The sequence below is a fragment of the Bacillus sp. (in: firmicutes) genome (genome assembly GCA_012842745.1).
In the GTDB taxonomy this organism is placed as follows: Bacteria; Bacillota; Bacilli; order Bacillales; family Bacillaceae_J; genus Schinkia.
This window is the reverse complement of sequence record DUSF01000025.1, coordinates 1-22,725: the sequence shown is the minus strand read 5'-3', so window position 1 is coordinate 22,725 and position 22,725 is coordinate 1. Positions and strand designations below refer to the sequence as shown.

Sequence of the window (22,725 nt, the reverse complement as noted above, 5' to 3'; positions counted from 1 at the left end):
AAAGAACTGACTTGCAAATGGGGGAATATATATGTCATTTCAAGAGAAATATGAGAAATTGTTTAGTAATGAGATAAAAATTCTTGATGATGCCAAAGACTGCCTTGAAAAGTTTGAGAAAGATCCACTAAAGCCTCAATATTCAATACTTTTACAAAACTATGAAAAATTATTGAAAGAAACAAGAAAAATATGCTTAATAAGTGATATACAAGGGAAAACTTTAAAGAAAAAAGAAGAGGAATTTGTGGAATTGTTAAATAAAGCAAACGAAGTGCGGGAACAGGTTGAATATTTGAGCTATCATGATGCTTTAACGTCATTATATAATCGTGCTTATATTGATCAAGTAGTTCCCGAACTTATTCAAGATGATTTTCCTGTAAGTGTTATTTTCATAGATGTGAATGGATTAAAGCTGATGAATGATGTGTTTGGCCATCATAAAGGTGATGAACTGCTTAAAAAGGTAGCTAATATTTTACAAAGAAGCTTGCGAAAAAGTGATATTGCTATAAGGTGGGGAGGCGATGAGTTTTTAGTCATTATGCCTAGCACAAGTGCCGAAAATTGTGGGAAAGTTATTGAACGGATTAAAATGAAATGTAGTTTAGAGAAAAAAGACCCGATTGAAGTTAGCGTTGCCACAGGAATGGCAACAAGGAATCGAAAGGGCAAAGAAATTTCCGACTTATTTACGATTGCTGAAATCCAAATGTATAAAAATAAAATGCTTGACAGTAAAAAGTTTAGGCAGACGATTATTAATGATTTTGAAACAATAGTGAAAAATGGAGATGCGATAGGTTCTGGTAGTATTCAGCGCTTACGAATACTAGCAGAGCGATTTGCAGAAATACTTCCTATTGAACAATCTATCGAAATAAATAACTTACAGCTACTTATCACATTGCTAAATATTGAGCGGTTTATATTTCAAGGAGACGATTCAATAACTGCGGCAGAACTTGATTATGACCAATCGAAAACTTCTGAGAGAACGAGTGAAGTAGGTTATCGCCTTGCTCGAGCTATTGGTCAAATCGCAATCGCCGATGCGATTTTAGGCTTTTCCGAAAATTGGGATGGCACAGGCTACCCTAATCAATTAAATGGTAAAGAAATTCCATTTCCTTCAAGAATATTAGTTATTCTTCATTCTTTTAATATGATGATTAATCATGCCAATCTTCCTGTGGAGGAAGCACTTGTTAAAATAAATCAGCAAAGTGGCAAGCAATTTGATCCTGCTCTTACTAAGTTTTTTTTAGACAATATTACGGCGATTATGGCCCCTCATTAATCCTTTTATTATGGATTAATGAGGTTTTTTGTTTGTGATGATTTCATATTATATTGTGCCACACTATAAAATTTTGAAAAAGGATAATACTCTTGTTTATGTGAACATATAAATAGTATGTACAAAGAGAAGGAATAGGGGGCAATGAGGTTGACATTAAAAGATGTTGTGATTGTAAGTGCAGTGAGAACAGCGGTTGGTAGTTTTAGCGGCAGTTTAAAAGATATTCCGGCACCGCAGCTTGGCGCAATTGTTATTAAAGAGGCATTAAGGCGCGCCAATGTGCAAGTTAATCAAGTTGATGAAGTCATTATGGGTAATGTCCTACAAGCAGGCTTAGGACAAAATCCAGCAAGACAAGCGGCGCTTTTTGCAGGCTTAGCACAGGAAACATCAGCAATGACTATTAATAAAGTGTGTGGTTCGGGACTGAAAGCTGTTCACTTAGCGACACAGGCGATTATGTTGGGGGAAGCTGAAATCGTTGTTGCTGGTGGAATGGAAAATATGAGTCAAGCGCCATACTTATTAAAGAATGTCCGTGATGGCTATCGTATGGGTGATCAAAAGGTTGTTGACAGTATGGTTAATGATGGCTTATGGTGTGCTTTTAATGATTATCATATGGGAATCACCGCCGAAAATCTTTGCGAACAGTATGAGATTACGCGCCAAGAGCAAGATGAATTGTCAGCGTTGAGCCACCAAAAAGCGATAGATGCGATTGAGGCGGGTCTATTTAAGGATGAAATTGTTCCAGTTGAAATTCCACAGAAGAAAGGGGCCTCTCCGCTTGTTTTTGATACGGATGAGCATGTGAAACATGGCACAAGTTCCGAAAAATTAGCAAAACTGCGCTCGGCCTTCAAAAAAGACGGCACCGTTACAGCTGGAAACGCATCAGGCATCAATGATGGAGCAGCAGCATTCGTATTAATGAGCCGTGAAAAAGCGGAAAGCTTAGGCTTGAAACCGCTCGTTGTTATCTGCGGCAATGCAAGTGCAGGGGTTGATCCTAGCATTATGGGGATTGGCCCTGTTCAGGCAGTTAAAAAAGTGCTTGAAAAAACAGGGCTTACTTTAAGCGATATGAATTTAATTGAAGCGAATGAAGCATTTGCTGCACAAACGATTGCCGTAGACCGCGAGCTTCAGTTTAACAAAGATATCCTCAATGTAAATGGTGGTGCGATTGCTTTAGGACATCCGATTGGCGCTAGTGGAGCAAGAATTTTAGTGACATTAATTCATGAATTAAAGCGCCGCGGCAACCGCTACGGCTTAGCGACATTGTGTATCGGCGGTGGGCAAGGCGTTGCAACAATCATCGAGAATATAGAATAATGGCTACAAGCCATGATATAATTTCCTTAGAGGTGATATAATCATGGCAAAAAAGAAATTGCAAAACAAAAACAGTGGTAAAATCCAGCAACAAGATGATAAAATTAGCGTCCTTGATCGGTTAGATCAAAATGTTTTTGCAAAGTTAAAAGAAAAACAACAGGAATTAAAAATAGAAGCAAAGAAGCAGCAAGAATTAGAGGAAGAACGGAAACGGCTGGAACGGAAACAACGCGAAAAAAACAAGTCGTTTGAAGAACTATTAAGTGAAAGTGACTTAGATTGGAAGAAATTTAAATAAGAGAGGCTGACTCCTTTTTCGAGTCAGCCTCTCAATATATCCTGTATCAGCTTTTATTGCGACCAAGTTTTTACTTAAGTATATCGTGGTCAACGTAGCGTTCACCGTTCAGTTCACTAATTATGTTAATCGCAACCTTTGCACCATCGCCAGCTGTAATAATCGTATGCATGCTTACACCTGCAACAGTACCAGCTGCCCATACACCATCAAGATTTGTTTTACCTGATGAATCAACTTCAATAATTGCTTTAACACGCGGCTCCGTTCCAGGAACGGTTTTAATACCAGCTTTTTCAGCAACATCAACAAGCATCCCAGTAGCAAGAATAACATGTTTGCCTGTGAATTTTTGATTTTCAGTTTCCACAGTTACGCCCTCGTCAGCTTTGACAACATTCACAACAGTATCAGCAATGATTTCAGCACCAAATTTCGTTGCTTGTTGTTTTCCAATATCAACAAGATCTGGCCCGGAAATCTCCATTACACCATAGTGGTTTTCCATCCACGCACGTTTTGTAATGCTTTTATCATTATCAATGATTAATGTTTTTTTACCTGCTTTAGCAGTAAATAAGGCTGCACTTGCCCCTGCAGGTCCTGCCCCGACAATGATAATATCATACATATTTAAAAACCTCCTTCAAAATTAAAATAATTATCATTTAATATTTTAAATTAAATAGTTTTATATGTAAAATAATTTGCTCGAAAAGCGAGGGATGACTCGTTTGCTTCCTACTCATGGACTATATAGGTTGGATAATAGCTTTGGGTGAAAATTTAGAAAGGAAGCAAAAGAACCGTCCCTTGCTTCCTTCTGTTACTATGCTTTTTGTACGTTTGTAGCTTGTGGGCCACGCTCTCCATTTTCAATTTCAAAGGTTACTTCCTGACCTTCATCCAATGATTTAAAGCCTTCTCCCTGTATAGCAGAAAAGTGAACGAAAACATCATCGCCACCTTCACGTTCTATAAATCCGAAGCCTTTCTCACTGTTAAACCATTTTACTTTACCATGTTCCATTTTTTTGTTGCCTCCTAAATTTCAAAAAATAAATAGTGCAATTTTAGCTTGCTTTCTTATTATATCCACTAATATTTTTTTAAAACAAAAATATGCCATTAGATGATTAAGAAAGCAAAAGAACCGTCTGAGACCACTGGAAAAATCGAGCCATTTCAAACTTATTGTCCTAGAATTACTTTTATTGTCCGCCCAAGGCTATATATTGTCCGATTGCCATATATTTGAAATATATTTGCATTGTGAAAGCTACTTTTTCAGTAATATTAAACCGTCTCTTGCTTCTCGGAATAATGACGTGTTTTTTCTCATATGAATGGTTATGAATGATTCTAAAAGCGAGGGTGTGTTTTTTATGGACATAGTTGTCAGACAAGGTGATTCGTATTGGCATTACAGTCAATTGTTCAAGCTACCTCTCCAACTTATAATAGATTCAAACCGTGAAATCCCTGCTAATAAACTTAGAGTTGGTCAGACGGTGAAAATCCCAGGATTTGTTATAACAAATCACCAAGTTAGGGCTGGAGATACATTATGGGCCATTGCCGGAAGTCGAAATCTTTCTTTGGAAAGCTTGTTATTAGTAAATCCAAATATAAATCCACAGCAGCTCCGCATTGGCCAAACAATTAAAGTGCCGCTGCGCATAATTTGGCGCGTTGTTGAAGGCAGGCAAAATTATGACTATGATGTAATGATGGCCCATCTTACCCGTTTAAAAAGCATTTATCCTTTCATGACCATTCCTTCTATTGGTACAACTGTGCTTAACCGTGTTATTCCTGAAGTAAATATTGGGAATGGAAGTAAGAAAGTTCATTATAATGGGTCTTTCCATGCCAACGAATGGATTACAACATCAGCAGTCATGACCTTCTTAAATGATTATTTGTTAGCATTAACAAATCAGACGCCAATTCGCGGCTTATCCATGAATCCGTTTTATCAGCAAGTTTCATTGTCGATAGTACCGATGGTCAATCCAGATGGTGTAAATCTCGTGATAAAGGGGCCGCCTAACGAAGAGCCATGGCGAAGTAGAGTCGTGGAAATTAACAAGGGCAGCCGCAATTTTTCAGGATGGAAAGCAAATATTCGTGGTGTAGATTTGAATGATCAATTTCCTGCTAGGTGGGAAATAGAGAAGGCAAGACGTGAACAACAGCCATCCCCAAGAGATTATCCTGGCGAAAAACCATTGTCAGAACGAGAGTCCATTGCCATGGCTGAGTTAACTAGAAGGAAGGATTTCCATCGTGTGCTGGCATTTCATACGCAGGGTGAGGAGATTTATTGGGGCTTCGAAAAATTAGAGCCGCCTGAATCACAGACAATCGTTAATGAATTTACAAGAGTTAGCGGCTACAAAGCGGTTCGCTATGTTGATAGCTATGCAGGCTATAAGGATTGGTTTATCCAAGATTGGCGTCGACCCGGTTTTACAGTGGAGCTGGGCCACGGTGTAAATCCGCTGCCAATTGCGCAATTTGATGAACTTTATCAAAAAGCATTAGGAATTTTCTTAGCTGGTTTGTATATGTGATTGAATTGTTTGAAGGAAAACTATGTTAAAAATCATACATTATAAAGAGAAGAAGTGCTACACTACTTATAATAGTAGGTAGCACTTTTTTTTGGCGGGAGCGTGAATTTCAAATGAGGAAAAAACTTTTATTTGTAGCCATTATGTTTATATTAATTTTTCAGATTGCCTGTTCATCTAATCGCGAACCTGTTTACTCGGGGACGATTGAAGGAGAGGAAATACCGATATTGGCTGAAGTGAACGGGCCTATTGCTAAGTTTTTTGTTGACGAAGGTGATCAAGTAAAAAAGGGACAGCTATTAGCACAAATTGATGACCGTCTCATAAAAGCGCAGGTGAAGGAGGCGGAGGCAGGTGTTCAAGCTGCCAAAGCAGCCTTGGATGAAATAAAAGCAGGTACAAGAAATCAAGAAATCGAAAAAACATTATCATTGCTTGAGCAAAATGATGCGAAAATTGACAACATCAATGTCCAATTGTCAAAATTGACTGATTTATTGCAGCAAAGAAAAGCAACGATTGAACAAATAAAAGCTCAGCTCACATCGGCTAAGGAAACAGAGTCGTTTCATCAAGAGCAGCTTAAGAAACTTGAAGAACTTTATAAAAATGGTGCCACTTCAGAAAATGAAGTTAATTTAGAGCGCGAACAATTAAATAGATCATCAGCTGCTGTCCGGCAAATCGAGGCGCAATTAGTTGAGGCTGAGTCAATATACGAGATGGCAAGAAAAGACCAAGGTACATATAGAAACCAAATGAAAGAGCTTGAAGCCAATAAAAAAATGCAACAAGCCCAGTTAAGCTTACAAGAGGAAGGCGCGACAAAACATACCGTTTTAAAGCTAGTGAGCCAACTAGATCAAGAAAAGGCAAAAGAGGAGCAAATTCAAATCCAGCTTGAAAAAACAAAAGTGGTAGCACCGGAGGACAGCATCGTCCTTAGAAGAAATATTTCTGCTGGCGAAGTAGTCACAGCCAATTTTCAAATGTTTACATTGCTTGAGGAAAAGAAGCGCAAAGTAAAAGTTTACGTCCCAGAAGCAAAATTAAATGAAGTTGAACTTGGCGGTGCTGCTGAAATCAAAGTTGATGCTTATCCTGATCAAGTTTTTAAAGGAAAAATTACTTTTATTTCGAATAAGTCCGAATTTACACCGAAAAACGTGCAAACACCAGAAGAACGTACAAAGATAGTATTTGAAGTTGTCGTTGAGCCAACAGAAGGAATTGACCAGCTAAAGCCGGGCATGCCAGCAGATATACGTTTTCCTAATAAGGAGACGGAAAAATGAAGATGGCAATCACTTGTGAAAACTTAACAAAAAAGTTCGGGAATTTAGTTGCTGTTGATAATATTTCAATGAGCATTCCTAAAGGTTCGATTTATGGTTTTTTAGGACCAAATGGCTCAGGAAAATCAACAACGATTCGCATGCTTTGCGGCCTTATGGATCCTACAGCCGGAAGCGGGACGGTGTTGGGCTATGACATTCGTAAGGATTCCGAAAAAATAAAGCATCATATCGGCTATATGTCGCAAAAATTTAGTTTATATGAGGAATTGACTGTTTCAGAAAACCTTGATTTTTATGCAGGCATATATGGGCTTGAAGGGGCAAAGGCACAGGAGCGCAAAAAGGATTTAATCGAAATGGCCGGTATTACTGGGAGGGAAAAACAGCTTGCTGGAAAATTATCAGGCGGCTGGAAGCAGCGTTTAGCATTATCATGTGCTTTGCTTCATGAACCAGAAGTGTTAATTTTAGATGAACCGACAGCAGGGGTAGATCCTGTTTCAAGGCGAATATTTTGGGATGTAATCCATAGCCTTGCTGAACAAGGGATTACGATATTAGTCAGCACCCATTATATGGATGAAGCCGAAACTTGTGATTATATTAGCTTTATCTTTTTTGGACGATTGCTTGGAAATGGAACGCCGCAACAATTAAAAGAGCAATTTCAGGCTGATAATTTGGAAGATGTATTCATTCAGTTTGTGAAGAATGCAGAGGCAGGAAGTGAAAGCGATGCATGAGCAGGTTGAAGAAAAAATTCAAACTGGAAAAAAAGAACGAAAGCTGAATACAACGTTTTCTTTCTTACGATTTCGTTCCATTTTTATTAAAGAGTTTATTCAAATTCGCCGCGACCCGCCAAGTTTAGCAATAGCGCTAGTCATGCCGTTATTTATGCTGCTTTTATTTGGGTATGCGGTCAATACCGATGTCGATCATTTACCTACTGCTGTTTGGGATCAAGATAAAAGTGAAGCAAGCCGTGATCTTATTCAAAGCTTTGCCAACACCCAGTATTTCGATATTGATTGGGTTGTCTATAGCGGTGCCGAGATTCAAGCTTTAATTGATGCTGGAAAAGTAAAAACGGGGCTTGTGATTCCACCCGATTACAGTTCTAAATTAGATCGCCATGAAACAACGTCTGTGCAGTTATTAATAGATGGGACAGATCCGAATACAGCAAGAATCGCTTTAAGCAATGCCCAGCTTTTAACCCAGCATAAGTCACTTGCAATTCAGGATCGGTTAATGGAGAAAAGAGGGTTAGCTGACATTAAGCAGCCAGTTGAAATTTTGCCGCGTGTTTTATACAACCCAAATATGGAGAGCTTGATTTTTAATATCCCAGCGTTAATTGGTTTAATTATGCAAAACGTGACAGCAATCTTAACAGCCTTTGCCCTTGTGCGTGAAAAGGAACGGGGGACAATGGAACAACTCGTTGTTACACCGATTCGCCCGATTGAATTAATTCTAGGCAAGCTCCTACCTTATGTTTTTGTTGGCATATTTTCATTTACCATTGTGTTAATAACTGGCGTAGCATGGTTTGGGGTGCCTGTAAAAGGCAGCATCCCCTTGTTAATCGTCTTAAGCTTTTTATTTTTAATTACGACACTTGCGGTTGGCATGTTAATTTCAACTGTCGCCAAGACTCAATTACAAGCAATGCAAATGTCTTTCGCTTTTATCTTACCGAGCGTTCTGTTATCGGGCTTTATGTTCCCGCGCGAAACGATGCCTGTCGTGATCCAGTGGCTTGGCGGCATGATTCCTTTGACGTATTTTTTAGAAATATTACGAGGAATTTTCTTGAAAGAAAGCACGTTAGCCTCGTTATGGCAGGAGACGGCGATATTATCAGTATTTGCTTTTCTTATTTGCTTGTTGGCAACATTAAAATTTAAAAAGAAAATTGAATAAACTATCGTGTTAGTAAATAAAATTGCTTCCGTTTAGGCATCTTATTTGTAGTGGCCGTTATAACCATGTATGTATTTTGATTTTTTTCGATTAATTCGTTAACAGTTTCAAAATGCTGACGGTATTGTTTAATCATTGCTCTGATTTCTTTTGCTTTTCCGACCATCTTCAAGCTTTTATTTTGAACATATACTTTCATAATAGGCAAGTCTCCTTTTCACTGTCTAGCTACAGCGCCCAGCGACTAGTGGACTTCGCCCACCTCCCTACGATAAGTCAACATCGGCTCTCGGGTTCGCCGTGTTTCCTTTATCTCAGTCGATGTGCTCCAGTCCATACGTCGCTGAACGGGCGCTTCCGCCTTTAATTTTATATGGTAGACTTTATGATAGATTTATGAGAAGTAGAACAAGGAGTTGCAAAAAATGAATCATTTACTAGAAAAGACGCTGTCAACAGAAGAGATTTTTAAAGGAAATATTATTCAATTGCGGGTAGAGGAAGTGGAGCTTCCAAATGGCAAAACAAGTTTGCGGGAAATTGTGAAGCACCCAGGGGCGGTGGCTATTATTGCTTTAACAGCTGAGAAAAAACTAGTGCTAGTACGCCAATATCGAAAACCATTAGATATGGTCATTTATGAAATTCCTGCTGGAAAGCTTGAACATGGGGAAAAGCCTTTCGATTGCGTACAGCGGGAACTAGAAGAGGAAACAGGATATAAATCAGACTCTATTAAGCATGTGCAATCGTTTTATACTTCACCAGGATTTGCCGATGAAATTGTTCATGTTTATTATACGGATCAGCTCATAAGCCTCGAAAACTCGGCTGGCCTAGATGATGATGAATTTTTAGATGTAATAGAGGTTACCATTGATGAGGCGCAGAAATTAATAGAGGAAAATAAAATTTACGATGCCAAAACGGTATATGCTGTTCAATATTTACAATTGAAACAGTGTCAAGGATTATTATGAAAGAATATTTTGTAGACTTGCATATCCATATTGGCCGAACAAAATCAGGCCGCCCAGTTAAAATAACAGGCGCCAAGTCATTAACGATTGAAAATATTTTATATGAAGCCTCGTTTATTAAAGGGATGGATATGATTGGTGTAATTGATTGCCATGTTCCTGAAGTTTTACAAGAGCTAACAGATTTAATAGAGGAAGGAAAAGTGTTCGAACAACAAGGCGGAGGACTGCGCTTTTCCAACGTAACGTTAATACTAGGTACGGAAATAGAAGTTTATGATGAGTATTGTCAAGGTCCGCTCCATGTGTTGGCATATTTTCCAACGATAGCTATCATGCGGACTTTCAGCACTTGGCTAAAAGGGAGAATGAAGAATATCACCCTTAGTACCCAGCGGATTTATGAAACAGGAAGGGTTTTACAAGAGAAAGTGAAAGAATTGGGAGGCATATTTATTCCTGCCCATGTTTTTACACCTTTTAAAAGTTTGTACGGGGTAGGGGTTTCCGCTTCACTTGTGGAAATTTTAAACCCTGATTTAATTGATGGCATTGAGCTTGGACTAAGCTCGAATACAGAAATGGCAGACCAATTATATGAGCTTCAAAAGTATACATTTTTATCGAACTCAGATGCCCATTCGTTAGGGAAAATTGCTAGAGAGTACCAAGCAATTCAGATGGAAAGCCCTACCTTTGAGGAGTTGACACTTGCTTTGCAGGGTAAAGAGGGGCATCGTATTTTAGCGAATTACGGTCTAGATCCAAGACTTGGAAAATATCACCGGACAACATGTGCGAAATGTTTTACACGGCTAGAGGATGAAAAGGATAGCTGTCCGGCATGTGGCCACTATGGTTACACGAAGGGTGTTTATGAACGGTTGCAAGAATTGAGGCAAGTACAGAAACATGTTCAAGAAAAAGTACAGGAAGATTTTCGAGAAACAGCTCGTCCACCTTATATCCATCAGGTCCCATTAGATTTCATACCAAAGCTTGGACCAAAAACGCTTGAAAAGCTGCGGAATCATTTTGGAACAGAAATGAATATTATTCATTATGTTCCTAAGGAAGAATTACAGAAAATCGTCAGCCCAGCGATTGCGGAAATGATTATGTTAGCAAGAAAAGGGCAACTATCTGTATCCGCAGGTGGTGGCGGGCGCTATGGGAAGATTAACATTGAATAGTAAATGTTCAAGCAAATAGAGTCATAGATTTCCAAAAACCTCATAGAATACAGTAGAGCAAAAATTAACTGAACTAGATTTTGCTCTACCTATCGTATGAGGGGGATCTTTATGAATCGCACGTTAAAATCAATTATTATTCATCATTTTAAAGAAAGCTCATCTATTTATTTATTTACGACTGTCCTTTTTTTAATTGGTGTTATTTTTGGAGCCATTATCGTTAATAGTTTGAACTTTTCCCAAAAGGAAGACCTTTACTATTATTTAAGCCGTTTTTTTGGACAAGTAGCGGGTGGGGAGTTTGCTGATGCTTCCTTAATGTTTAAGCAAAGCTTTATCCACTATGCGAAATATGTAGGTTTAATGTGGATTTTAGGCTTATCCATTATTGGTTTGCCCATCATATTAATTTTACTATTTTTAAAGGGAATTGTTGTAGGTTTTACAGTAGGTTTTTTAGTGAATCAAATGGGTTGGTATGGCTTCCTCCTTTCTTTTGTTTCGGTGATGCCGCAAAATTTAATTTTAGTTCCAGGCTTCATATTTATCGGAACAGCTGCCATCTCTTTTTCGATAAGAATGATTCGCCAGCAATTCGTAAAAAAAGCAAATGAGCCAATTTTCCCTTATTTTGTTAGATATTCTTTTGTAATGGTTGGAATTTTATTAATTATAAGTCTTGCTTCTACATTTGAAGCCTACATTTCCCCAGTGCTCATGAAAAATGTCATTGAATTAATATATAATTAGAATTATTTTAAAGAAATAATTCTAATTTATATATAGTTTAGTTTAATTCTAATTTGACACATTTTTCGACTTTAGCTTATAATGATAATTGAGAACGAGGGAGGGGCTTCGATGGAGAAAAGAATAGAAAGAATAAAAAAACAATTGCATTCTCAAAGCTATAAATTGACGCCACAACGTGAAGCAACGGTTCGCGTACTACTTGAACATGAAGAAGATCATCTAAGCGCTGAAGATGTATACCTCCTCGTGAAAGAAAAATACCCAGAAATTGGGTTGGCGACAGTTTATCGGACGTTGGAGTTATTAACGGAGTTAAAAATAGTTGATAAAATTAATTTTGGAGATGGCGTTGCCCGTTATGATTTAAGAAAAGAAGGGGCTGCTCATTTCCATCATCACTTGGTATGCATGGAATGTGGTGCTGTTGATGAGGTTCAAGATGATTTACTAGGAGAAGTTGAAAAAATTATTGAAAAAGATTGGAATTTTAAAATTAAAGATCATCGACTAACTTTCCATGGTGTTTGCCATCGCTGCCACGGAAAAGAGGCGAAAGAAAAATTTAAAAACCTTGCCTTTGAATAGGGAAGGTTATTTTTATATTCCTATTTTTTAAATTACACGTGGTATAATAAAAGGATGGAGACGAAAAGGCAAGATTACTATCAGTACGTGTTGAAAAAGGAAATAGATAAGGATGACTTTATATGACGAATCATGAAAATGAAAAAAAGAAGAAATCACATTTACCGTTTCGTTTGAACTTTTTATTTTTCGCTGTTTTTCTCCTTTTTTCTATTATTATTTTGCGACTAGGCGTTGTCCAAATTGTTAATGGTGAAGAATATAAAAAAGAGCTAGAAAGAACGGAGAACATCACTGTTGAAAATCCAGTTCCGCGTGGAAAAATATATGACCGGAAATGGAGGACTATTGTTGATAACGAGCCGGTTAATGCTATCGTTTATTCACGTATGCCAGGCACTTCTCAAAAGGAAAGGCTTGAGGTTGCTACAAAACTGGCCAAGTATATTGAAGTTCCAAGTAATGATATTTCAGCAAAAGATGAACGAGATTTAAAAGATTACTGGATTCTGACGTTCCCGGAAAAAGCGAAGGAAAAATATACGGAAGAAGAATCGAAGACGTTAAAGGACGATGAATTATATAAGCTGCAATTAGAGCGAATAACGGATGCTGATTTAGCAGTTTTTACACAAGAAGAACTGGAGATTTTTAAAATAAAACGAGAGCTCGACCGCGGCTATGACTTAACATTAAATATCGTGAAAGATTATGTTCCCCAGAAAGAATTTGCTGTTGTAAGTGAGCATTTAAGTGAGCTGCCAGGCATTGATATTATGACAAACTGGGATCGAAAATATAATTATGGGGATACTTTCCAAACGATACTAGGGAATGTGACAAGGGGATTACCTGCCGAAAATATCGACTATTATTTAGCGCGCAACTATAGCCGTAATGATCGGATAGGGGCAAGCTATATCGAACAACAGTATGAGGATGTACTAAGGGGTAGTAAAGAGAAGGTAAAGTTTATTAAAGATAAAAGCGGCAATATCCTTAATACAGAGGTTGTTTCTGAAGGAGAACGTGGGCAAGACCTCATCCTGACGTTAGATATGGAGCTACAAAAGAGAGTTGAACAAATTATTACCGAAGAATTAATAAGAGCAAAAAAAACAGCTGGAAACTATTTGATGGATCGTGCCTTTGTTGTGATGATGAATCCAAAAACAGGGGAAATTTTATCGCTGGCTGGTAAACAGCTTGTAAATAAAAATGGGAAACAAGAGGTTCAAGATTTTGCGATTGGGACGATGACAAGTCAATATGAAATGGGGTCAGCTGTTAAAGGTGCAACAATCCTAACAGGTTATCAAACAGGTGCTATTAAACCCGGAACAAAGCAATATGATGAACCACTAAAAATAAAAGGTACGCCTTTAACTGGGTCATACCAAAGAATGGGGTCTATTGATGACTTAACAGCGTTAAAAAAATCTTCAAACGTTTATATGTTTAAAACAACGATATCGATGGCTAACGCCGTTTATCGCTATGGCGAATCCTTGAATATTCAACCGAAATATTTTGACTTGATGCGCTATTATTTCAGCCAATTTGGCTTAGGTGTAAAAACTGGCATTGATTTACCGAATGAGGCAACAGGTTATACTGGTACTGATACAAGACCAGGATTACTTTTATATTTTAGCATTGGGCAATATGATTCCTACACACCGTTACAACTCGCACAATATGTATCAACGATTGCAAATGGAGGCTATCGGATGAAGCCCATTATTGTGAAGGAGATACGAAAGCCAACGAATGATGCTGAGATGGGAAATGTTCAATATGAATTTAAGCCACAAGTTTTAAACAAGGGGGATATGGATGAAAAATACGTAAAACGGGTTCAGGAAGGATTCCGTCAAGTGTATCAAGAGCCTGGTGGCACTGCATATTCCTACTTTGGCAACGCCCCTTATAATCCAGCAGGTAAAACGGGAACGGCACAGAGCCAATATTATGGACCAAAACGTGAATATTATGGTGCAAAAACCTATAATCTAAGTTTAGTTGGTTATGCTCCTTCCAATAATCCTGAGGTGGCATTCTCCGTTGTTGTTCCATGGGTAAGCACGGATAAGCATTCAGTTAATAAATATATCGGTCGCCGTATTATGGATGCCTATTTTGAGTTGAAGAAAACAGAAGCGACACCGTCAATGAATACGGCGCAAGCAAATATACAAGACAATAATGAAGTTGAAAATAGGCAAGGTGCTCTTGACGATTTGTCTTCGAATTGGTAAGATAGCATACAAATTCATATTCATTTAACTATGAAGGATAAATAGTAACTGAACAATTCTTACTAAGCGAGCAAGGGATGGTGGAAGCCTTGTTAAGATACTCAGTGAAACGGCAATCTGGAGTTAATATTTTAAAGTGGGTACACTTGCAAGCTTATTTTGTTTTGCAATGTACTAATTAGGGTGGAACCGCGGGAATAATGCTCTCGTCCCTAAGCCAATATAAAGGCTTAGAGACGGGAGCTTTTTATTTTATACTGATAAGAAAGTATAACTTTTTATAGGATATCAGTATAAGAAAGGACATCGACTTCCGCCATTATGGGCGGAAAGTCGTGTCTTTCTAATATAATTTAAGGAGTGCATGAGTAATGTCAGTAGAAAAAACAATGGACAAAATAGTCGCAATGGCTAAACATCGGGGCTTTGTGTTCCCCGGATCTGAAATTTATGGCGGCTTAGCAAACACTTGGGATTATGGTCCACTTGGAACGGAGTTAAAAAATAATGTAAAAAAAGCATGGTGGAATAAATTTGTACAAAGCTCACCATATAATGTTGGTTTAGATGCAGCGATTTTAATGAATCCAAGAACTTGGGAAGCATCAGGACATATCGGCAATTTCAATGACCCGATGATTGACTGCAAACAATGTAAAGCAAGACACCGTGCTGATAAAATAATTGAAAATGCGTTAGATGAAAAAGGTATCGAAATGGTCGTTGATGGCCTGTCATTTGAAAAAATGGAAGAGCTCATTAAAGAGCACGAAATCGCATGTCCTGACTGTGGCAGCAAAGATTTCACATCGATTCGCCAATTCAACTTAATGTTTAAAACACATCAAGGGGTTACTGAATCAAGTGCGAACGAAATTTTTCTTCGTCCTGAAACAGCGCAAGGCATTTTCGTGAACTTTAAAAACGTACAACGCACGATGAGAAAGAAGCTGCCATTTGGAATCGCCCAAATTGGTAAAAGCTTCCGTAATGAAATTACACCGGGAAACTTCACGTTCCGGACAAGAGAATTCGAGCAAATGGAATTAGAATTTTTCTGTAAACCGGGTGAGGAATTAAAATGGCATGAATATTGGCAAAGCTTCTGTGAAAACTGGTTGTTAGCATTAGGAATGACAAAAGGAAATATTCGCCTTCGTGAGCATTCAGAAGAAGAACTTTCACATTACAGTAATGCGACAACTGATATTGAATATAAATTCCCGTTCGGCTGGGGCGAGCTTTGGGGAGTTGCATCACGTACAGACTATGATTTAAAACAGCATATGGCATTTTCTGGGGAAGACTTCAATTATCATGATCAAGAAACAAATGAACGTTTCATTCCATATTGTGTGGAGCCATCACTTGGAGCAGACCGCGTTACATTAGCATTTTTAGTAGATGCTTATGATGAAGAAGAACTAGAGGATGGTACAACACGTTCTGTTATGCACTTCCATCCAGCGCTAGCACCATATAAAGCAGCCATCTTGCCTCTTTCTAAAAAGCTGTCTGACGAGGCACGAGCAATTTTTGAAGATCTTGCTAACTATTTTATGGTTGACTTTGATGAATCAGGCTCTATTGGCAAACGCTACCGCCGTCATGACGAAATTGGAACACCATTCTGTATCACGTATGATTTTGACTCTAAAGAAGACAACATGGTAACAGTCCGCGACCGTGACACAATGGAACAACAACGGCTGCCGATTGCTGATTTGAAGAAATTTATTGAAGAAAAAATTAAGTTTTAAATATAAAAAAAGGTGATTTGTTTTATGAAGTCACCTTTTTTTGCGTACTTCTATTTTGAAAGAAACAAGAAACAGGTCAATTTGAAGCTGCTATGGGTTTCTGTCGAAAAGTTGTTGATCAGAAAGGCTATACCCTAGAGGGAATTTCTCTAACGTGTCATTGGTTTTAAATTCTGCTTTTATAATGTAGTGATTTATGTGAAAAGGTGAACAAGTAATAGCTATTTAATAAGCATCGAATAATGTAGAAATTTGTAAAAATATTTTTGTTGTTTTCTGTAAGTTAATGGAGTAAATTACCAATTATAAGGTAGGGTGATTGAAGGTTATTTTTGGGGAATTTTAAATAATGGTATCACTTCATTTTTCAAAAAGGGAGAGGTTTTTTTAGCTAAAAGTAAATTCATAGTGCTGTTGTTTGTATGCCTCATTATTTTAGGTGGTTGCAATAGTATGTTTGGTAGTAGTACATATCTAGGTCATTATCCAGTAGGGGACAATAAGGAAGGAGAAGCATTTCTAGGAACTGACTTCGAGAATGCTGAAATTATAAAAAAGTTTAATTTACAAAATCTATCAAAGGAAAGTGGTGTCCATAGTTATCCCAGATGGTCACCAGATGGGAAGAAGTTAGCATTACGTTATTAAGATAATATTTGGAAAATGGTAATTAGAACCAATGGGCACGGAAAGGAAATATAAATACAGAACCATTAAGTTTGGGGGACAATGAACAGATTTATTATGTAAATCGAAGTAATATGAGTTATGAAGATTTTAGCAATGATAACTTATCTTTAATCAATCTAGTAGATAAAACGGACAAAATAGTGTTGGAAGGATTAAATATGATTTATGCACATATAACGGGTTCCCTAGTTTTTTCCATAATAATACTACCAAGGTTCAGTTCAAATTCTAATAAATTAGGAGAAGGAGAGGGGAATAATGGCATTTGCAAATGAACTTATGACAAAAGAAGAAACTGCGGAGTTTAAGGCTAAAGCGATCCCTAATCCAGGTTACAGACGCGAAATACTTGAACCACGAAGATGGACGATTGACCGTGAGAAAAATGTAATCTTAATATGGTGCAGGAGAGAAAGGTTTGAACCATATGATCAGTATTTTCTCCTACTCTGGAAGGACATACCTATACCAATGAAGTTAAGAGATTCTTGGGTTTCTGCTCCTACTAGGGAATGGGAATTAATTTATATTGAAATTCCAAATGAACTAAGAGAAAAACAGGATGAGATTATCCAAAGTCTAAAAGATGCACTTGTAGTTTACGCATATGATGGATATCCAGATGAACCTTTTAATAAAGACACAAAGGTTCAGTTCAAATTCTAATTACTCAAGAAGGGGGAATAAAATAATATGAGTATCGGCATTTTATCATTTGATGAGGCTATAAATGAATTGAACAAGCTGATGGAACACCCCGAAACAATAACGAAGTCAGATTTAATGTCTCTTGTAGAGAGAGTTTCGGTAATTGATCAGAATGCGGGATCAAATGCAATTACTTATCTTTAATCAATCTAGTAGATAAAACGGACAAAATAGTGTTGGAAGGATTAAATATGATTTATGCACATATAAAGGCTTTCCTAGTTTTCCCCATAATAATACCACTAGGTTCAGAGCAAATTTTAATAAATTAGGAGAAGGAGAGAAGGATAATGGCATTTGTAAATGAAAAAATGACAAAAGAAGAAACTACAGAGTTTAAGGCTAAAGCGATTCCTAATCCAGGCTACAGACGCGAAATACTAGAACCACAAAGATGGACAATTGACCGTGAGAAAAATGTAATCTTAATATGGTGCAGAATAGAAAGATGGGAACCATATGATCAGCATTTTCTCTTACTCTGGAAGGACATACCTATACCAATGAAGTTAAGAGATTCATGGGTTTCTGGTTTAACTAGAGAATGGGAATTACTTTATATCGAAATTCCAAAGGAACTAAAAGAAAAACATGATGAGATAATAGAAAGTTTAAAAGATGCACTTATAGTTTATGCATTTGATGGATTTCCAGATGAACCTCATAATAAAACCACCAAGGTTCAGTTCAAATTCTAATAAATTAGGAGAAGGAGAGGGGAATAATGGCATTTGTAAATGAACTTATGACAAAAGAAGAAATCGCAGAGTTTAAGGCTAAAGCAATCTTGAATCCTGGCTATAGAGGTAAAATACTTCAACCACAAAGATGGACGATTGACCGTGAAAATAATGTAATCTTAATAAGATGCATGAGAGAAAGGTTTGAACCATATGATTTGTATTTTCTCTTACTCTGGAGGGACATACCTATAGCAATGAAGTTAAGAGAATCTTGGGTGTCTACTCCAAACAGGGAATGGGAATTACTTTATATCGAAATTCCAAAGGAACTAAAAGATAAAAAGGATAAGATCCTCCAAAGTCTAAAAGATGCACTTATAGTTTATGGATATGATGGATTTCCTGATGAACCTCTAAATAAAACCATAAAGGTTCAGTTCAAATTCTAATTATTGGAGAAAGGAGAATAAAATATATGAGTATAGGTACTTTATCGTTTGATGAGGCTATAAATGAATTGAACAAGCTGATGGAACACCCCGAAACAATAACGAAGTCAGATTTAATGTCTCTTGTAGAGAGAGTTTCGGTAATTGATCAGAATGCGGGACCAAATGCAATTACTTATCTGTATAGTGGTTCTATCAACACAGATTTACATACAGGTGCTTTGATTGAAGCTATCGGGGAATCAGGTGGTTCTGAAGTTAGGATAATAGACAATACACCAGCTAGTAAATTCCTTAGTAATGAAGCTTTTATAGAAGCAGCGAAAATCGCAATAAAAAATGAAAATCCAGAGCTTGCAAAGCCTGAAAATGCTAAGCAATTTAATAAAGCAGTATATACTGATTTTATATTTCATGGGGAGCAAGGTCCATGGGCGAACCGATCAGCTGCACTAATCGATGCTACTGTTGGACCAGTAGAGTGTATAGTCCCTAATGCAGCATCTGATCGGGTATGGTGGGAAACAGAATTCCCAAGGCTTTTAAACGCTCCTGGTGTAACAACCATTAATGGGATTCCAAAGGAAGATCTTTTGAGTACTAAGGATCATTTAATGAAGGAATTAGGTTTTTCTGAGGAAAAAGCCATGACTGGGTTGCGTGAAACAATTATTTATCAATCAACTAAAGATATGTCATTGATAGATATTTTTCAAGGGAAGGAAGGTATTCTTGGAGCTGATACCTCAAAGTTAACAGGTGGTAGTAAAATTACTTCACCAGAAGGTACGATTGAGACGAGGACTGTTGGAGAACTATTTGGTCAAATGTCTGATGTTGAATTAATTAAAAAGTATCCTTCATTATCTGAGTTGTCAGAAAGACTAGGCGGCATTCGTCCTTCCCTTGTAAATGAAACAAAGTTTTTAGTTAGAATGATGGATCAGACAATAGGGGAGGCTTCTGAATCTGGTTTGAAGTCTACATATTCAGTTTTAACAGAGGCTGTTCAAGGTATTAGAGAAGCTCAATACTCCAAAATACGTGGAACTACTTTCAAAACCTTTGGAGCAGTCGGTGGTGTAATGCTTGCGGTTGATGGGATAAATATGGTATCAGAAGCCAATGCGGCATTCAAAGCTGGTGATACTGTAACAGGTAAAAAGATAGTCCGTGACTGGATATCCGAAATTGCTGGAGGATTTGCGGGTTCAGCAGCACTTATGGAAGCTGTTGCCCCTTTTGCTGCGGCTCTAGGTACATGTGGTGGACCTTTGGGAATTGCCGCAGGAATTGTTGTTGAACTAGGGGCAGGAGTAGTAGGTTGGATGGGTGGAAGTATGCTTGGGCATGCCTTTAGTGACCTATTGGACAGACTCTTTGGCCAAGCTTCTGGAGCCATACGAAGGATAGACCCTATAGTGTTAGATTTAGATGGGGATGGTATCGAGACTATTAGTTTGCAAAATGGAACTTATTTTGATTTAGACAATAATGGGTTTGCAGAAAAAAGTGGCTGGATTAAAAGCGATGATGGGTTTCTTGTCTTGGACAGAGATGGTAATGGCGAAATAAATGGAGGACGAGAACTGTTTGGAGACCAGACCATTCTTCAAAACGGAACTTTAGCTTCTAATGGATATGAGGCCCTAGCAGAATTGGATGACAATAAAGATGGGAAAATCGACAATCAAGACGGTAAATTTGCTGATTTGAGAATATGGAGGGACCTGAATCAGGATGGACTATCCTCTGAAAGAGAATTGTTTAGTTTGGAGCAATTAGGTATAAAATCACTTAATCTTGCATACAGCAATATCAATATACAGGATTCTAGTGGCAATATAGTTTCGCGTAAAGGTAGCTTTGAGAAAATAGATGGCACTTTAGCAAGCTTAGGTGAGTATTTGTTTTCAAGAAACACATTAGATACGATTGCGCGAGAATGGGTCGATATTCCAAAAAACATGGAATCTTTACCTGATATTAACGGATTGGGAAGCGTATATTCATTAAAGCAAGCGATGGTAAGAGATTCAAGCGGAGAACTCCGATTAATTATAGAAGCTTTTTCTATTGAGAAGAATGTTTCGAAAAGATATGCTATGATTGATAATATTTTATTTAAATGGACTGATTCTAGCAACATTGACCCCAAAGGTAGAGGGGGCAATTTCGATGCTAGAAAGCTTGCTGTTCTTGAAAAATTTAATGGTAGAAATTTTACTGGGACAAATGGTAGTAATCCAATTGCAGAAGCTGTACCAATTTTAACACAAGCATATAATGAACTGGTCGAAAAGGTATATTGCAAGCTATTGTACCAGACGCATTTAAGTGAAGTTTTTGACCGTGTAAATTTTAATTGGAATTATGAAACAAATGAATTCCGTGTTAATTCAATAGAAGTAAGAGAAATCATTGAAGAGAAGGTAAATAGCAACCTAGTAGATGGACTTGTACTTTTGGCAGAGCTTTCAAGGGTACTTAAGGGCTGTGAATTAGTAGATAACACTGAATTTAGCACCTTTAGACGCTACTTTGAGATAAAAGGAAAGTTATTCTCGGATGTTATTGATACTAAAGGTAAAAATCTGATATTTGGTACGGATAAAAATGATAACTTATTAGGTTTTAATACCGATGATTTATTAGTTGGCGGAGCAGGGAATGACCGCTTAGAAGGTGGATATGGAAATGATGTATATTTATTCGGCCGAGGGTCAGACCAAGACACTATCTATGACCATGATTCAACCGCAGGGAATATAGATATCATCCGTATGACTGAAAATGTTGCCCCATCAGATATCATAGTGAAACGAAACGGTGACCACTTAGAGTTAAGTATCAAAGGAACACTAGACAAGCTAACCGTTCAAAATTATTTTAGCCATGATAATTATAAGGTGGAAAAAATAGAATTCTCCGATGGAACGGTGTGGGATGTTGCTTTTATCAAGGAAAAAGTAATCCAAGCTACGGAAGAAAATGATCTTATACGAGGCTACGACGGTGTAAACAACATTCTTCAAGGACTTGGTGGCAATGATACGCTTTATGGAGCGAATGGAGATGATCAGCTAGACGGTGGAGCTGGTGATGACAAATTATATGGTGGCAATGGTGCAGATATCCTGTTAGGTGGAACAGGCAATGACGCACTCTATGGTGAAAATGGGAACGATGTATTGCGCGGTGGAGAAGGCAACGACTCTCTTTACGGTGGATATGGCAATGATGAATTAGATGGTGGAGCTGGCAATGATTACTTAGATGGCTCCTATGGCAATGATGTATATCTATTTGGACGAGGTTCAGGCGAAGATACCATGTATGACTACGATTCAACCGCTGGAAACATGGATGTAATTCGAATGGCAGAAGATGTTGCCCCATCAGATATCATAGTGAAACGAAATGGTAATCATTTAGAATTAAGGATAGCGGGAACTCCAGATAAGCTGACCGTTCAAAATTATTTTAGCCATGATAATTATAAGGTAGAAAAAATAGAATTCGCCAATGGAACGGTGTGGGATATTGCTTCTATCAAGGCAGCAGTAACTGAAGCAACAGAAGAAAATGATGAAATTCGAGGCTATGATGGTGTAAATAACATTCTTCAGGGACTTGGTGGCAATGATACCCTTTATGGAGCGAATGGCGATGATCAATTAGAAGGTGGTACTGGGAACGACATATTGTATGGTGGAGCAGGAAATAATACGTATATCTACCATGCGGGAGATGGCAGTGACACGATTGTGATGGGCACACCATATAAAGAGACGCAAAATATTGAGAATAACTGGAACTGGAAAGCTATCAATGATTGGAATGGCACCAATTGGTCAGATGGAGGAAATGATGCATTTGATGGGTTTGGCTATACCTCTATAACAGTGG

22 protein-coding genes are annotated in these 22,725 nt (G+C 37.7%); 19 read left to right on the top strand and 3 right to left on the bottom strand.

The features are described from left to right. Nucleotides 1-31: 31 nt before the first annotated feature. The 3 genes from GX497_03175 to GX497_03165 all read left to right on the top strand — a co-directional run bounded on the left by GX497_03175 (nucleotide 32) and on the right by GX497_03165 (nucleotide 2,948). Complete coding sequence (locus GX497_03175) at nucleotides 32-1,303, top strand: diguanylate cyclase (protein ID HHY72222.1); 1,272 nt, start codon at nucleotides 32-34, stop codon at nucleotides 1,301-1,303. Nucleotides 1,304-1,453: 150 nt separating this feature from the next. Beyond that, entirely contained in the window at nucleotides 1,454-2,647 is a 1,194-nt protein-coding gene (locus tag GX497_03170; protein HHY72221.1) for an acetyl-CoA C-acetyltransferase, read from the top strand. Between the two features lie 43 nt (nucleotides 2,648-2,690). Then, nucleotides 2,691-2,948 (top strand): YqkE family protein, encoded by a 258-nt coding sequence (locus GX497_03165; protein ID HHY72220.1) that lies wholly within the window; start codon nucleotides 2,691-2,693, stop codon nucleotides 2,946-2,948. 70 nt (nucleotides 2,949-3,018) lie between these two features. Here the strand turns inward: GX497_03165 and GX497_03160 are convergent, their stop codons facing one another. Together GX497_03160 and GX497_03155 are read right to left on the bottom strand one after the other, a co-directional pair. Further along, nucleotides 3,019-3,579 carry an FAD-dependent oxidoreductase gene (locus GX497_03160; GenBank protein HHY72219.1) on the bottom strand — a complete coding sequence of 187 codons (561 nt, stop codon included), beginning with the start codon at nucleotides 3,577-3,579 and terminating at the stop codon, nucleotides 3,019-3,021. Between the two features lie 198 nt (nucleotides 3,580-3,777). Continuing rightward, a complete protein-coding gene (locus tag GX497_03155; protein HHY72218.1) occupies nucleotides 3,778-3,978 on the bottom strand; it encodes a cold-shock protein in 201 nt (66 codons plus the stop codon). Nucleotides 3,979-4,333: 355 nt separating this feature from the next. On the opposite strand from GX497_03155, the gene GX497_03150 reads away from it, so the two are divergent. From GX497_03150 to GX497_03135, 4 genes are all read left to right on the top strand, one after another. After that, nucleotides 4,334-5,524: a LysM peptidoglycan-binding domain-containing protein gene (locus tag GX497_03150; protein ID HHY72217.1), complete on the top strand. Its 1,191-nt coding sequence runs from the start codon at nucleotides 4,334-4,336 to the stop codon at nucleotides 5,522-5,524. Nucleotides 5,525-5,637: 113 nt separating this feature from the next. Next, nucleotides 5,638-6,822, top strand: coding sequence for an HlyD family efflux transporter periplasmic adaptor subunit (locus tag GX497_03145; protein HHY72216.1), 1,185 nt, complete (start codon nucleotides 5,638-5,640; stop codon nucleotides 6,820-6,822). Next, nucleotides 6,819-7,568 carry an ABC transporter ATP-binding protein gene (locus tag GX497_03140; protein ID HHY72215.1) on the top strand — a complete coding sequence of 250 codons (750 nt, stop codon included), beginning with the start codon at nucleotides 6,819-6,821 and terminating at the stop codon, nucleotides 7,566-7,568. Before GX497_03145 ends, GX497_03140 begins: the two co-directional genes overlap by 4 nt. Before the next feature lie 43 nt (nucleotides 7,569-7,611). Further along, the gene (locus tag GX497_03135) at nucleotides 7,612-8,754 is read left to right on the top strand and encodes an ABC transporter permease (protein ID HHY72214.1); all 1,143 of its coding nucleotides are present in this window, start codon (nucleotides 7,612-7,614) and stop codon (nucleotides 8,752-8,754) included. 1 nt (nucleotide 8,755) lies between these two features. On the opposite strand, the gene mciZ is transcribed toward GX497_03135, so the two are convergent. Beyond that, nucleotides 8,756-8,953: a Z-ring formation inhibitor MciZ gene (gene mciZ, locus GX497_03130; GenBank protein HHY72213.1), complete on the bottom strand. Its 198-nt coding sequence runs from the start codon at nucleotides 8,951-8,953 to the stop codon at nucleotides 8,756-8,758. 226 nt (nucleotides 8,954-9,179) lie between these two features. Between mciZ and GX497_03125 the strand changes: the two genes are divergently transcribed. The 12 genes from GX497_03125 to GX497_03070 form a co-directional block, all read left to right on the top strand. Further along, nucleotides 9,180-9,734 carry an NUDIX hydrolase gene (locus tag GX497_03125; protein HHY72212.1) on the top strand — a complete coding sequence of 185 codons (555 nt, stop codon included), beginning with the start codon at nucleotides 9,180-9,182 and terminating at the stop codon, nucleotides 9,732-9,734. Beyond that, complete coding sequence (locus GX497_03120) at nucleotides 9,731-10,927, top strand: TIGR00375 family protein (GenBank protein HHY72211.1); 1,197 nt, start codon at nucleotides 9,731-9,733, stop codon at nucleotides 10,925-10,927. Before GX497_03125 ends, GX497_03120 begins: the two co-directional genes overlap by 4 nt. A 111-nt stretch (nucleotides 10,928-11,038) precedes the next feature. Beyond that, entirely contained in the window at nucleotides 11,039-11,680 is a 642-nt protein-coding gene (spoIIM, locus tag GX497_03115) for a stage II sporulation protein M (protein HHY72210.1), read from the top strand. A gap of 111 nt (nucleotides 11,681-11,791) precedes the next feature. Beyond that, a complete protein-coding gene (locus GX497_03110; GenBank protein ID HHY72209.1) occupies nucleotides 11,792-12,268 on the top strand; it encodes a transcriptional repressor in 477 nt (158 codons plus the stop codon). 122 nt (nucleotides 12,269-12,390) lie between these two features. Then, nucleotides 12,391-14,526, top strand: a complete 2,136-nt coding sequence (locus GX497_03105; protein HHY72208.1) for a penicillin-binding protein 2 — start codon at nucleotides 12,391-12,393, stop codon at nucleotides 14,524-14,526. Between the two features lie 371 nt (nucleotides 14,527-14,897). Continuing rightward, on the top strand, nucleotides 14,898-16,286 hold the full coding sequence (locus tag GX497_03100; protein ID HHY72207.1) for a glycine--tRNA ligase: 1,389 nt from the start codon (nucleotides 14,898-14,900) through the stop codon (nucleotides 16,284-16,286). Nucleotides 16,287-16,739: 453 nt separating this feature from the next. Next, entirely contained in the window at nucleotides 16,740-16,934 is a 195-nt protein-coding gene (locus tag GX497_03095; GenBank protein ID HHY72206.1) for a hypothetical protein, read from the top strand. Between the two features lie 300 nt (nucleotides 16,935-17,234). Beyond that, the gene (locus tag GX497_03090) at nucleotides 17,235-17,642 is read left to right on the top strand and encodes a hypothetical protein (protein ID HHY72205.1); all 408 of its coding nucleotides are present in this window, start codon (nucleotides 17,235-17,237) and stop codon (nucleotides 17,640-17,642) included. 27 nt (nucleotides 17,643-17,669) lie between these two features. After that, nucleotides 17,670-17,828: a hypothetical protein gene (locus tag GX497_03085; GenBank protein ID HHY72204.1), complete on the top strand. Its 159-nt coding sequence runs from the start codon at nucleotides 17,670-17,672 to the stop codon at nucleotides 17,826-17,828. 146 nt (nucleotides 17,829-17,974) lie between these two features. Continuing rightward, nucleotides 17,975-18,382, top strand: a complete 408-nt coding sequence (locus GX497_03080; GenBank protein ID HHY72203.1) for a hypothetical protein — start codon at nucleotides 17,975-17,977, stop codon at nucleotides 18,380-18,382. Between the two features lie 26 nt (nucleotides 18,383-18,408). After that, nucleotides 18,409-18,816 carry a hypothetical protein gene (locus GX497_03075; GenBank protein HHY72202.1) on the top strand — a complete coding sequence of 136 codons (408 nt, stop codon included), beginning with the start codon at nucleotides 18,409-18,411 and terminating at the stop codon, nucleotides 18,814-18,816. 26 nt (nucleotides 18,817-18,842) lie between these two features. After that, the coding region (locus GX497_03070; protein HHY72201.1) for a hypothetical protein at nucleotides 18,843-22,725 on the top strand (3,883 nt) is incomplete at its 3' end.